Annotated in this window: 15 protein-coding genes; 7 read left to right on the top strand and 8 right to left on the bottom strand. The window is 33.5% G+C overall.

Annotated elements, in window-relative coordinates; all coding sequences use genetic code 11:
- Positions 1-332: 332 nt before the first annotated feature.
- Positions 333-1,526: a hypothetical protein gene (locus tag FXN70_RS11845; protein WP_324647670.1), complete on the top strand. Its 1,194-nt coding sequence runs from the start codon at positions 333-335 to the stop codon at positions 1,524-1,526.
- 288 nt (positions 1,527-1,814) lie between these two features.
- Here FXN70_RS11845 and FXN70_RS11840 read toward each other — a convergent pair whose 3' ends face one another.
- From FXN70_RS11840 to FXN70_RS11830, 3 genes are all read right to left on the bottom strand, one after another.
- Entirely contained in the window at positions 1,815-2,240 is a 426-nt protein-coding gene (locus FXN70_RS11840; protein ID WP_324647669.1) for a hypothetical protein, read from the bottom strand.
- Positions 2,240-2,383: a hypothetical protein gene (locus FXN70_RS11835; RefSeq protein WP_324647668.1), complete on the bottom strand. Its 144-nt coding sequence runs from the start codon at positions 2,381-2,383 to the stop codon at positions 2,240-2,242. Before FXN70_RS11835 ends, FXN70_RS11840 begins: the two co-directional genes overlap by 1 nt.
- 115 nt (positions 2,384-2,498) lie before the next feature.
- The gene (locus tag FXN70_RS11830; RefSeq protein WP_324647667.1) at positions 2,499-3,467 is read right to left on the bottom strand and encodes an ADP-ribosylglycohydrolase family protein; all 969 of its coding nucleotides are present in this window, start codon (positions 3,465-3,467) and stop codon (positions 2,499-2,501) included.
- A gap of 20 nt (positions 3,468-3,487) precedes the next feature.
- Here FXN70_RS11830 and FXN70_RS11825 point away from each other — a divergent pair, with 20 nt between their 5' ends.
- The 3 genes from FXN70_RS11825 to FXN70_RS11815 all read left to right on the top strand — a co-directional run bounded on the left by FXN70_RS11825 (position 3,488) and on the right by FXN70_RS11815 (position 5,620).
- Positions 3,488-4,054 carry a hypothetical protein gene (locus tag FXN70_RS11825; protein WP_324647666.1) on the top strand — a complete coding sequence of 189 codons (567 nt, stop codon included), beginning with the start codon at positions 3,488-3,490 and terminating at the stop codon, positions 4,052-4,054.
- A gap of 13 nt (positions 4,055-4,067) precedes the next feature.
- Positions 4,068-4,241, top strand: a complete 174-nt coding sequence (locus tag FXN70_RS11820; protein ID WP_324647665.1) for a hypothetical protein — start codon at positions 4,068-4,070, stop codon at positions 4,239-4,241.
- A gap of 116 nt (positions 4,242-4,357) precedes the next feature.
- Positions 4,358-5,620, top strand: coding sequence for a hypothetical protein (locus FXN70_RS11815; RefSeq protein ID WP_324647664.1), 1,263 nt, complete (start codon positions 4,358-4,360; stop codon positions 5,618-5,620).
- 537 nt (positions 5,621-6,157) lie between these two features.
- Here the strand turns inward: FXN70_RS11815 and FXN70_RS11810 are convergent.
- Positions 6,158-6,385 carry a helix-turn-helix transcriptional regulator gene (locus tag FXN70_RS11810; protein WP_324647663.1) on the bottom strand — a complete coding sequence of 76 codons (228 nt, stop codon included), beginning with the start codon at positions 6,383-6,385 and terminating at the stop codon, positions 6,158-6,160.
- A 157-nt stretch (positions 6,386-6,542) separates the two neighbouring features.
- On the opposite strand from FXN70_RS11810, the gene FXN70_RS11805 reads away from it, so the two are divergent.
- Positions 6,543-6,794: a hypothetical protein gene (locus FXN70_RS11805; protein WP_324647662.1), complete on the top strand. Its 252-nt coding sequence runs from the start codon at positions 6,543-6,545 to the stop codon at positions 6,792-6,794.
- A 70-nt stretch (positions 6,795-6,864) separates the two neighbouring features.
- Here the strand turns inward: FXN70_RS11805 and FXN70_RS11800 are convergent, their stop codons facing one another.
- Positions 6,865-9,024 carry a relaxase/mobilization nuclease domain-containing protein gene (locus FXN70_RS11800; protein WP_324647661.1) on the bottom strand — a complete coding sequence of 720 codons (2,160 nt, stop codon included), beginning with the start codon at positions 9,022-9,024 and terminating at the stop codon, positions 6,865-6,867.
- On the bottom strand, positions 9,008-9,481 hold the full coding sequence (locus FXN70_RS11795) for a MobC family plasmid mobilization relaxosome protein (protein ID WP_324647660.1): 474 nt from the start codon (positions 9,479-9,481) through the stop codon (positions 9,008-9,010). The genes FXN70_RS11800 and FXN70_RS11795 overlap by 17 nt, the downstream gene beginning before the upstream one ends.
- Positions 9,482-10,515: 1,034 nt before the next feature.
- Here FXN70_RS11795 and repM point away from each other — a divergent pair.
- Together repM and FXN70_RS11785 are read left to right on the top strand one after the other, a co-directional pair.
- Entirely contained in the window at positions 10,516-11,439 is a 924-nt protein-coding gene (gene repM / locus FXN70_RS11790; RefSeq protein ID WP_324647659.1) for a replication initiation protein RepM, read from the top strand.
- A 63-nt stretch (positions 11,440-11,502) separates the two neighbouring features.
- Positions 11,503-12,060, top strand: coding sequence for a plasmid replication DNA-binding protein (locus tag FXN70_RS11785; RefSeq protein ID WP_324647658.1), 558 nt, complete (start codon positions 11,503-11,505; stop codon positions 12,058-12,060).
- Between the two features lie 3 nt (positions 12,061-12,063).
- Here the strand turns inward: FXN70_RS11785 and FXN70_RS11780 are convergent, their stop codons facing one another.
- The gene (locus FXN70_RS11780) at positions 12,064-12,546 is read right to left on the bottom strand and encodes a GNAT family N-acetyltransferase (RefSeq protein WP_324647657.1); all 483 of its coding nucleotides are present in this window, start codon (positions 12,544-12,546) and stop codon (positions 12,064-12,066) included.
- Positions 12,536-12,802, bottom strand: a complete 267-nt coding sequence (locus tag FXN70_RS11775; RefSeq protein WP_324647671.1) for a DUF1778 domain-containing protein — start codon at positions 12,800-12,802, stop codon at positions 12,536-12,538. The genes FXN70_RS11780 and FXN70_RS11775 overlap by 11 nt, the downstream gene beginning before the upstream one ends.
- Between the last annotated feature and the right edge of the window lie 40 nt (positions 12,803-12,842).

Here is a 12,842-nt window from a genome sequence, read left to right as displayed (position 1 = left end):
ACATATTTTTCAATATTGCAAAGAAAGCGATCATTTAACCAGAGCTAAACAATCTTTTCGTATCTTTGCTTAAAAAACTTCAAAAAGTTGGCAAAAGGCATCAAGATCGGATGTAAAATAGCCGACTTGTTGCAGTCGGCTATTTGGGTGAAATATAATAGAGTTAAGTTGTTGTATTCAAACAACTTAAAATTCTATTTCGCATAATCGGTATTATGTTAATTTCAGATATTCTAAGTAATTATCAAATTTAAATATACTTTTATAGGATGTTTTTTCAATAAAATAAGTCATATATTACAATAACTTTAAAATAGAAGCAGTGTTAAAAAATGTTGACCATAATGTATCCACAGCTGTTAGGAATTATTAAAGACTTTCATGGAGGTATCTTACCTATAAAGATTGAAAGTAAATGTAAATTAATACTTAAAGTACCTAAAGAATTTATCCTAACTGCAAAAATTAATAATGGATTTCAACTTTTTTTGACAGAAATAATAGTTGATAAAAATACTGTTCCTGTAATTATTTCGACTTTCTACGATGATAAAGATGAACCATTAGTAATTAAAACCCCATTATTTGAAGAGGAACTTAGTTATTGGTACAAAGAATTTTTATTACAAGATAAATGTGAAGTTCATTTTTTTAATGAAAACAATTATGAGTTGCTAAGTTGTAGTGCAGAAATTTCTAAAAATGATACTTTTTATAAGAAAGTTAAAGAACTTACGTTTACCAGAATTGAAGATATAAACTTTAGAGAGCTACAAATAGAGCTTAATGATTGGTTTATTCTTAATAAATTGGATCTAAATTTAAAATTAGAACTAAAATTTCTAAAAGATGAAATTCTTAGTAATTATATGATTTTAGATGCTAGTGCGAATTCAAAGGAGCATGTAACTGATAATTTGATTTATCATACACAATTAGAAAGAGAAGAACCTGGAGCATTTCAAGAAAGTGAAATAGTAAAAATTTTAGGAAGAGTTTTTGAAACTAATAATATTTTTCTAAATCCGCTTCGATTGGAGGATGGTGAGGAAATTGCAGATATCATGATTATTACTAATTCTGAAATCTTAGTAATCCAAGCTAAAGATAGCCCAAATACTGAAGAACTGCTATCAAATACTCTTGAAAGAAAAAAAAGCAAGACAATTAAACACTTATCTAAAGCAATACGTCAGTATGAAGGCGCAGTAAAATACTTATCAAAATCTCATACGCTGAACTTTAAAATAGGAAATGAAATTTTCACACATAATATTGATAAAAAAATTGTGTATTCGTTAATAGTAGTCAAAGAACTATTCTTAGAGGATTATGAAAAATATTCCGATATGCTTTTACCTAAAAGTAATCAATTAAATAGACCTTGTATTTTCTTAGATTTTATTGATTTAAATAAATTTTCAATGGTTTATAAAGGTGATAAAGAAAGCTTTCTAGGTTTATGCGACCGAATCTATACTTTTGCAAATACAAATAAAATCTTTGCTAAAACTGTTGTTAACTAATATTAAATTTGGGGAGGTCAGTCCTTCCCCAAATTAACAAAGTTTTAATACATAAATTTTCTATTTAACATAATGGTGCTTATGCGAAACGCTTCTTTTAAAACTTAATTAAATCAAACACTTATTCATTTTACATAATTCAGAAAACCCGAAAAAAAGCCGATTCGTAACATGTCGGCTTTTTTATAGGCAGTTTTGATATGTTTTGCCAATAAAATTGGTTGAAAAGTGATCAAAAATTCAAATTTTTACTGATTTCTCAAAAGTCGAAATTCCATATTATTAGCATTATTCGGCATGCCACCATTTTATAAAGTTTCCATTTTCATCATAAATCTTATGTGCAAGCGAATAAGGACAAAGTATTAGAAAATACCACCCTAAATAACCATTTTCTTCATCCATTTTGTCCATTTCTTCTTTGCCGACCCATACTTTTTTAAGTAAAGCGAACTGTTCCTCTGGAGAACAGGTAAGATGTTCTCCATCTCTTGATGGATCCTCACTATTTAAATTATAAAATAAACACTTATCCTCACTATCTAATAAGATTTTAAGAGCTTTAAAAAAAGCAGTGTCAGGATCATATTCAAATTTTATATCCGGATAATTTTCTTCATCCATCTCCCCATCACATGTGAACCATAAGTACTTTAATCCCATATTAGGATGCCACTCTTTAAAATGTTTTAGTGCTGCATCTATTTGATTCATTAAAATTTCAACTCTAAAGTTTTAGCTTTTACACCAACAGTTTTTTGAATCTCTATTGTAAAATGAGCTTTAGTTTCTGGTGCTGAAGTAGAAAATTTTCTTAGCACAAAGGCACTACCATCTTCTTGAGGAACACGAATCATATATCCTGATTGGAAGTCTAAGGCTTAACATAAAATTTCTTATACGCAGCGATGGCCTATAGATCCTCGTTTTTTGTATTTCGCATAAGAGTTTTTATGTTAAATATAGATTTTTCTAATTCATATTTGAGTACTTAGTTTCCAATAAGTTTTGTAGTAATGGGTAAACGATCTCCTTTCCTCTTAACTCTGATACCCATGTATTAGGAATATTTCTAAAACCATAGGTAATGCCTGCTAGTCCTCCTGCTATGCAAGCAGTTGTGTCTGTATCATTGCCAAATGAGATAGCCATTTTAACTATATTTGAGTAGCTTTTTTCATTCAGACATAATAGTGCACTCATAAGAGAATCAACAACATATGAACCACCATGACATTTATTCATATCATAAGAAAGAATATGGTTTTCTAGCTCATTGAGTGCATCAAAATAAGAATTTTTAATATAGATACTAATAATTTCTCTTTTTGATTTTTCAAAAGCTATTTTAGGTGAAAGACCATATAAAATATTCCTAGCGATTAAACAGTATAGTGCGCAACAAACTTGAGACCTCATATGTGGATGTGTAACAAGAGATTGTTTATGTGCTAGATGAATGAGTTCGTGATTAGACCCTGTATGCCATAAGGCTAAAGGTAAGCATCTCATTAAAGAGCCATTACCATTCTGATATTCATTAGGTGACCTATCTATTTCAAATTTTCTATTTTTCTTGTAGGTGTTTAGATACATATAAGTTTGAATACCAACATCAAAAGTATAGTTGTCTATAGACATATAGCCAGTATCAAGCCACTTTATTAAGCGATTTAAAAAGTCAGTTAAATCCAGTGAATTGTTATCTAATAAACTAGATAGTAAAATTAAACTTTGCGCTCCATCATCAGACCATGTACCAAATTTAACATTGGGATAAGTTTTATTTTTTAAATTTTGGGGGAGGATATCTATATCTAGATATGTTATTTCATCTTTTTCTTTAAATTCATATGGGACCCCAATAGCATCCCCTATCAATAGCCCAAATATGCCACCACACAATTTATTTTCGATGTCATAATTATTGCCGATTTTCATATATAAACCTGATAAAAGTTATGCATGAGATAGAACTAATTAATAAATGGATCAAAGACTCAGGCTCTTCAGAGAGTTATAGCGATTTTTTAAAAGCTATCCAAGCTGATAAAAAGATGGCTTCATTTAAAGATCGATATATGTTGTCCGATTTAGAGTCTGTTGCAATACAATTTTATACAGGTTATGGATCGAGAGTATTGAACCAAAATATTGGCAATGATTTTTTCTATGACATAAAAAACCTTCTTCTTAGATGTCTAGAAAAACTACCTAACCATAAAGGTATTGTATGTAGGAATGATAAGTATATAGATAATAAAGCATGGATAGATAGCCATGTTAAAGGTGAAATAATAACGTATCCATTTTTTATGAGCACGTCAAAAGAAGAGGGTTTTTATGATGACTATGATGTTGAAATTTATTTTGAAACAAAAAAAGGTAAAGATATTAGTATCTTAAGTTATGTAAACTACTTTGGTGAAGATGAAAGAGAAGTACTGATCTGTCCACCATCAAAGTTTGAAGTTCTAGATAAAAAATGCGAAAATGGAAAAATAGTCATAGATCTCTTTGAGCTATAAATAGGTAATGCCCATGAGTAATGTAGTAATTGATTCTAAATCGTTTGAAAAAAAGAAAAGCCTAGAAGCTTTGATTGCTCATCGTTTAAAAATCAAAACTAAGAAAAAGTTAAATACTGGTGGTAGTGTTTACTTTAAAAATAGAGTCTTAGCAGAGTCTTCGATTAACTATACGTTATCTAATTAATAAATAGTAAAAAGCCTGACAAAATGTCAGGTTTTTTTATGCCTATTTATTAAGTAACTGATATTATAAAAATTACATGAAGTTTAATATTAATTTATAAAGTAGAGGGGATAGTTTTGAGTTTAAAAGTTGATATCAAATGTAATCAATGTGATTTCGTTATGGTTCTAAAGATTGGGCAAGGTAGTGAGCCACATCAACCACATATTTTTGATTGCCCTAATTGTGACATGCCTATAACAATAGCTGTAAAGAAAAATAAGAATATAGCTGATTTTGTTGAATGTATAGAAAATAGCTCTTTTCCGCAAAAGCATGAATTGAAAAACCCTATGGAAATAGGTAAACACATAATTTGTTTACATAGTGGGTTCGCGTATACGAAGGAAATGTATCACTCTCCATTCGGAGCTATAATGACAACGACTATGGGGATTCAAAAATTACACAAATTTATCGAAAAAAGATGGCCGAGTGTGTTTGAAAAAAAATCATTTGATGGATTGAAAATAATAGATTCAGCTAACTTTTTTGATGTGCATAATTGTGAATCAATTTGGAAGAATATTATAAAACCATACAATGTATGGGGCAGAAAAAATCAAAATGTTGAAAAATTCGACGATTTGAAAAATAAATATATTAAAGAAAGAAAAAAATATGTTCCTAGAGTAAATGTTAGTAATCACAATGAGCTATATTATGATTTCTTCTCATCAATGTTTTACCCACTTTTTAACGAATACTATACAACGATTAACAATGCGATCATAGAAGCTAAAAATACAAATATCGAAAGTTTTAAGGGGCTTATAGAATTTTATAGAGAGAACAGATGGGAGAACGCTCAAGAGCAATTTATTCAAAATAGTTCTAATTATTTTTCCTTAGTTACTGAATTCGCTCAAATGAGAGTATACGCTAGAACAACTGATAGTGAGATTGATGAATTAATAGTTGGATCTAAAAATTTTGATCAAACAAAGCAGTTTTATGGAAATACTTATGAATATATTGCTGATGAATGTATATTTTTAGTTGGAATATTTAACCTTATAAATGGGAGGAATTTTGATCAACTAGCTAGTTGTAACCTTAATAAATTTATTAATGATTTTAATAAAGAAAAGAGAATATCTTGTGTTAGTCAACATGAAGAATTTAAAAAAATATTAAGTGAGATGAATGGAACATTAAGAAATGGATCGCACCATGCGTCTATTAGACGAGTAGAAGAGATTTTATTCTACAGACCTGGTGGTACAGGTGCTGAAAGTGAAATTCCATACTCTAAATACCTATATTTATCAAATAGATTAATGATATTGTCGACAGTTTTGTTTTGTCTTGAACATAAATGGCTTTCACGCTCACTTTAATCAGTGAGATATATCATTTATTAATTTATCTAAAATTAACATAATACCACTTATGCGAAATAGATTAGATTAACCTATTTAAAAACAGCAATTTATGTTAAAAAAATTAAGGTGCAAACCTTAAAAAGTCGATTTGGAAACAAATCGACTTTTTTTAAGCTGGTTTGATACCTTTTTTCAATATTTTTGTTCAAGAAGTGGTCTTCTTGAGGTTTTTACTGATTTAACAAAGGTGGAATAAAGGAAATTATCCCCATTTTCTGCGGACAAATCTTGGGATAAATACAGGATAAAATCATAGAAGAAATGGCTTACATATCTTCAGGGAAATTGACCATAGCCAACACCTGGCTCATTTTTTATGATGAGAGGGTAAAGAACAGGATATTCGAAGACGATAAACAACAATGATAAGTCATACACCAGGACAGTGAAGTACGACAGGAGTCATGCTTAAGTACCAAATACGAAAAACCCAGACAGGATGTCTGGTTTTTTTTATTGCGATTTGCAAAGTCATGATCAACTAACAACAAGTCACTGCGATTCAGAATACGATTTTACTTTTTCAAAAACCTCATGAAAATCTAACCCTTCATCTTTCATTGTCGAAATCAAAGCCACAATCACCGCAATATGCATGGGTACAGTACCTTGCTTACTATAATTAGTAATTGAATTTGGCTTCATATTCAATAAGGCAGCAAACTCCTTAATGGAAAGCCCCGCTTTTCCAATCAGACGCTGAAATTCAATGTATGGCATGTAAGCACTTTGATCATCATATTTTATCTTTTTATTATAGCACAGGGGCTAAAATTACAATAAACACATAAAAATATGTGTATAACACATAATTTTATGTGTTATAAATACACTCAAGACATAAAACATTCCATTTTAAACCTTGAGGAGAAGCATAATGTTACTCACTGAACCACAATTAGACAGCCATACTGTTGGACTTTCACTCATTAATGACTATGCAATCCAACACAACTATCGCTTGGCCTTATTTTTAAAACTCGATCAAAGCTTTAATGATCATCATGCCACGATGATTTGGGCCAGACGATACATCGAAGACAATGCCTATTGCGACTACAACGAAATTAGTCGCGCCTTTCGTCAACTGCTCCCTGAACAATCTTATGAGCAAAACTATTCATATTAAAGCATCAAAATCACTCAGCCCACGTCACGTGGGCATCACATCATGAAGACTTTTTGCCAACTATCGGTTATCAGAAATCAAAGTCATATCCACCACCCCTCTGTGGTGGCTCATATTGGATCTGTGGTGCGGTTTTTGGCTCATACCGTTGCTCAGGCACTACCTCAACGGTTTCAGCTCTATATGCGCCTTTTTGCTCGTAATTATTCAATGTTTGAATGTGCCTGTTGATCACATCGGCTGACGCTTCATTGCGCAGAGAAATATAATCTTGCGCAAGTCTGTTGTCAGTGTACTCAAGCCCATGTTCGTTCACGAAATAATTAACAATTCGTTGTATTTCAGACACGATCTTTTTATCATTTTCAAATGATTCACGCATCTGCACACAGTCATTTTGAGTACATTGCTCACAACGCATCTGTAGATCAAAGTATTTATTTTTATCAACAATGGACTGCAACATGCTGATGGATTTTTCAAGATATGTATCCAGTTTTTCAAACTTATAATTTTTGTACTGTTGGTTAACATACTGAGAGCATTGTATTAATTCATCAAATTGATCATTACAGTGCTTTGAATATTGATCATCCGCGTTATATCTTTGAACAAGAACTTGCCGATTTCTTTTCATTCGTTCTTTTAAAGCAATTGTCGTTTCAATAAATCGCCAATTGGCTCTAACTGCACGCTGATTTCGCTCTTGATCTGCTTCGATAGATGCTCTTGACTGATCAAAAGCTGATTTGAAAGCATTGAAATCACTTCTGAAAGTTCCCCTTGCTCTTGTGAAAGCGTTGATAACACTGTCTTTAGCTGTTCCTCGATCATGTCTTTTATCGTTTGTGATAAGTCCATTTTCTCGATCATGTTGTTTATTTGACTCTGTAACTTGCTCTGCATACCGATCTCTAATTGCTCGTAAAAATGGGGTGACGGCTTTAAGGAACTTATTTTTGAAAGTATCTGCTCCTGCTGCTGTAACTGCTGTTGTAGCAAACTGTTCTTGCTCGTTAAAAAGCTGTTCTCGCTCATTAGCAAGTCTATTTTGTTCTGTAATGCTGTCGTTAAGTTCTCGTAGCTTTCTAGCAAGTTCGTCTGCTTTTCTTCGTCTAGCTGTTGAAACATCTCGTTCAGCAACATTTCTGCTGTCATTTCGTTTATCATTTCTTACACTCTCAAATGGTGTCGGTGGGGCCATGAAGCTATTGAGATACTGCTCAAAAAGCGTTTGATATTCAGGCGTTGGCTCAGGCTGTTTGTAGCGTTTTTGGTTGAATAACTCACGCTTCATGCGTAGCTGTTCAGCTTCGCTATGCTTTTTGATGCTATATTCGATTTCTTCAGGCGTGGCAACGGCTGATTTTGTCGGTTGCTTTGCATTTTGATACTCAACAATCTGTTTGTATTGCTCAAGATTGAAGTCTTTTTCATAGATAAAACCCTTGAGTTTTATCGCTTTTGCTGTGTCTTTAAGTTTTACGCTTAAATAATTTTCGCCAGCTCGTGTAACTTCGCCCAATGTTTTTAGATGTTCTATAACGTCAGATCGGCTCTTGATATTGCCGTTTTCTATCTGCCCAACGACTGATTCATGTATTTTTTCGAGTGTCTTATTGCGTTTAACGAGCGTTTTTTCGCTTTCACTTGCATAATTACGCTGGTTTTCAGGGAGTTTTGCATTGTCTTTTTTACGTGTAGCACGTTTTTTTGCAACTTCTTCAAACAAATAATCGACTGCGATCAGTCGCTTACGCCTTATTTCATCCGGCTTTGCCCAATTCTCACGATAATTAAAAGCATCACGTAGCGGTGCATAGTATTCATGCCAATTCGGAGGTGCTATGTTCAATGATTTACCACTTTCGAGTTCAACTCGTGGCACTAAAACATGCACATGCTTTGAGCCATCTTCTTCATCGTGCTGTACTGCAAAAAGATGATATTGATGCGGTTCAAGACCTGCAAACGCATGCTGCTCAAATGCTTCAAGCACTTCTCTAATTTGCTGAGGACTTGGATTGTCATCTTTGTGAAATGAGATAACTCCGCTCGTATATTTCCACTTGAAATCAAGACTGTTACAGATATTGTCGAACGTGTTTTTATCACCGCATAGAACGCTCACATTTGCTCTTGTTACGCCTTTGTGGTCTTTGTCTGCAAGCACATACGAACTCGCTTGGCTCGGATCTCCATCGCCATTTTTATTAAAATTGAAGATCAAAGTCTATGTCCTCATATTTGGGTGCCTGTGGTGGTGCTTGTCGCTCTGGCTTGTGCGTGTGATCTTTTTGAATCTGATTCAATACTTTCTGCACTTCTTTGATTGCCTCTTGCACAACAAAAACATCAAAGTCTTTTCTGTATTTTCTGATGACGTTTACTGCTCGTGCGATTTGCGTAACATTGTTACCGATCTTCCCCAGTTGAAATAAAAGCTGTGGGTCAACGTCTTGATAGCGATTAATGACGTTTGCAACACGCACAACACGCTCACGCTGTTTAACCAACAAGTTTTTACGCGTTGCGATTTCACGCATCGCACAATCACGTAAAAAAAAGCTCAGACCTCTCGCATCCGCATTTTTTTTAAAAAGTTGATATTCAGATTCAGTCAGTCGAATCTGAATGACTTTGTTGCGATGATTTTTTTCATCGCTGTTTTCTCGCTTTGTTTTCATTTCTGCTTTTGCCTTTGCTTTGCCTGAAAAATTGGACCGCAGCTATTGAGTTGACGAAATGGCCAGCTGTCCAATTTTGAGGGATGCTTTTGCTCTGCCCCACCAGTCCAAGTATTTTGAAAAAAATCCTGGTGTGGTGGGGATGGGGTCTTAGGGGGTTTCCCCCTAACAAGCCTCGGAATACAGGAAAATCGGAGATTTTTGTGTATGTACGAGTATGCTTGTTTCTTTATTTTTATTAAATACTAGGTAAGAAAAAGTTTAAATTTTAATAAAATTATGGTCTTAATGGATTTGAAAGATAATTCAATAGAAATATTTAGTAACTTTTGTACTGTTACATCTAAAAATATTCAGAAAATTGTACTGTTACATCTGAAAAACTGTTGTACGTGGATATGTTTTTAAAAAATAGTTTGATCTGATTTCAAAATAAAATGAACAAAACGAGTGTCTACGAGTGACCAAAACAAAATTTGCCTAGACTCTTTCACTGAAAACAGCTTTTGCTCTTTTTTGATTAATGAAGAAAGTAATTAGTGAGTGTCTACGAGCGAAGTAATGTTTTTGCTTTTCAAGAAATATGAGCGTAGCGAATTCCGAATGCTCTTGCTTTTGACTTTGCTGTTGTTCTTGCTTTTGCTCTTTCGACATTGGCTTCATGAAAAAAATAAAAAGAAAATTGCCCCGGAGAATCGAGCAAAGCGAGATTCAATAGAGTTTGAACGAACGAAGTGAGAGAAAACCAAGGGCAATTTTTATAGGTTATCCACAAGAAAAAAGAAAGCCTTTGGGTTTTTAATGTTTTTAAATACTTTTAAATGCTTTTAGATAGGCTGAAAGCATTTAATAGCAATGCTTTCAGCTATGATAAAGATAGGTTTAAGGGGTGATAAAGATAGGTTTAAGGGGTGATAAAGATAGGTTTAAGGGGTGATAAAGATAGGTTTAAGGGGTATTTAGATAGTTAGATTATTGACTATTTAAAATATATAGAATATAACCTAGTTAAATGAATCAATAAACCGTGTGTCATGACAAATAACAATAAATTAGTTGTAAAAGACAATGCTCTTATCGATGCCTCTTTCAATTTATCTCTTATCGAACAACGTATTATGCTCTTGGCCATAGTTGGGGCTAGAGAATCATCTAATCTCACACCAAATACGGCAATAGAGGTCTCTGTAAGTGACTACATTCATCAGTTTAAAGTGGATAGTAACAATGCTTATGGTTTGCTGAGAGAGGCTGCAAGAACACTAAAAAGAAGGGAATTTAGCTATTTAGATAGATATAAGGGCCAAGAGGCTCTTACTACTGCAAATTGGGTAAATAAAGTGACCTATGTCGATGCTAATGGTCTTGTTGTTTTATACCTTAGTAACGAAGTTATCAGCTTAATTAGCCGATTAAGCGAACAATTTACCAAATACCATATAGAACAAGTATCTGACTTTAAGAGTAAATATAGCATCAGACTATACGAGCTATTAATTAAATGGCTGAATGTAGCAAAAACTGAGAAATTCAGTATTAGCGATCTTAGATCAAAGTTAGGTCTTGATGCGACTGAATATTCAACTATGTCTAACTTTAAATCTAACGTCTTAGACAGAGCAGTAAGTGAAATTAATAAACATACAAATATTACCGTTGACTACGACCAATTCAAGAAGGGCCGAGTTATCACAGATATTCAATTCAGAATTAAATCGAAAACTAGACCATATCAACAAGAATTAACCAAAACACCCCAAGCAGCATTCCACCAAATGACAGATGCTCAAATCAATATGTTTGGTAATCAGCTTTCACGACTACCTGAATTTTCAAATTTAGCAAATGGTAATGAAAGCTATGAGAACCTAGCAGTAAAAATTAAGGAAATGCTGAAAGATCCAATACAACAAAAGCAATTTTTACCCCATCTAAAAAACCTTGGATTTAAAGCTTGAGTGTATTGGAGAATACACATATTGTATTCTCCAATACACTTTTGAAATACACAGCAATACACTATGAATACAGCTACTAAATACAGTGTTAGTGATGCTGCAACCCTGTACAAAAAATCTAGAGCTACACTATATAAAGATATAAAAAATGGTACTTTAAGTCGTGACCATGATGGATTTATAGACCTTTCAGAACTACTTCGTGTTTATGGTGAGCCTTTTGGAACAAAACAGTCAAAACGTATTGATACACCATCAATACAAAATCAAAATACATCTGAATACACTGATAAAACAGTATTAGAACTGAAAAACCAAATCGACTTTCTAAAAAAACAATTAGAAAAAGCCGAAGATCGTGAATCCAAGGCAAATGCCCGTATAGATACTCTTTTAACGCTCATTGAAATGAAGCCTCCCACAGCCAATATGACTACGTTTACCGATCAGAAACCTAGCCAGGATATAGCAACGGATCCTCGGCCAGAACCTGAGCCGAAATATGACGGATTGACTACTCCAGAGCAAAATGGAAATAAGCGTATTTCAGTAGCAAAAGCTATAGAAGAAGAACCAAAGAAAAGGGGGTTCTTTAGTCGCTTTTTTTTACCGAATGGATAATGTCTAAACAGGGATCTGATTAACTGGATAGATCAATGTCAACGGATTCGAGGATAGTGCTGTAAATCCAAAACGTTGATAAAAACTCGCTGCTTTCTGATCTTTGGCATGAATGACAACAAAGTTCACACCGATTAATTGTGAAACTCTGGCAACTTGTCTTAGCGCATGTGCCAAGAGGTATTTTCCTATACCTTGTCCTTGCGTTGTGAGATCCACCGCAAAACGCCCAATCACTACGCTTGGTAAAGGGTAACGAGGTAATCGTTTTGTGAAAGATTCATCAATCAGTTCAAAGCTAATTGAGGTACTTGATAAACAGTAAAATCCAAGTACCTTATTTTCATGGTCAAGTGCAACGTAGGTTTTACTTGTTCCTGACTTTTGATGCTGTGATGCATATTGCTTTAGAAAGCGATTTAAATCTTCTTGACCGCAATTAAAGGATTTTTTGTCATGACTGGATTGTAAAATCTCAATTTTCATCCAGCAAACCCATTAATTTGTTCATTTCATCATTTGCAGGGCGTGGGTTTTCCAGTAGATCCATTAAAAGATCTCGATCTGTATTGTTCACACTCAGGTTATAGGTTGATTTCAATAGATCTTGTGCGCGATCAAAAGAAGATTGCAAGATGAATGAACTCACGCTTAATCCCAATAGATTCGCTGCTTGCTCAATCATGTGTTTTGCTTCGGTTGTGGCACGGACATTGAGTCGTTCAGTTGCGAGATTCGCCATAATACCACCAATAATGTACGTCAATATGATGTACATCATA

The sequence above is a fragment of the Acinetobacter sp. MD2 genome, from assembly GCF_035615575.1.
GTDB lineage: Bacteria > Pseudomonadota > Gammaproteobacteria > Pseudomonadales > Moraxellaceae > Acinetobacter.
This window is presented reverse-complemented; position numbering and strand designations above follow the sequence as displayed.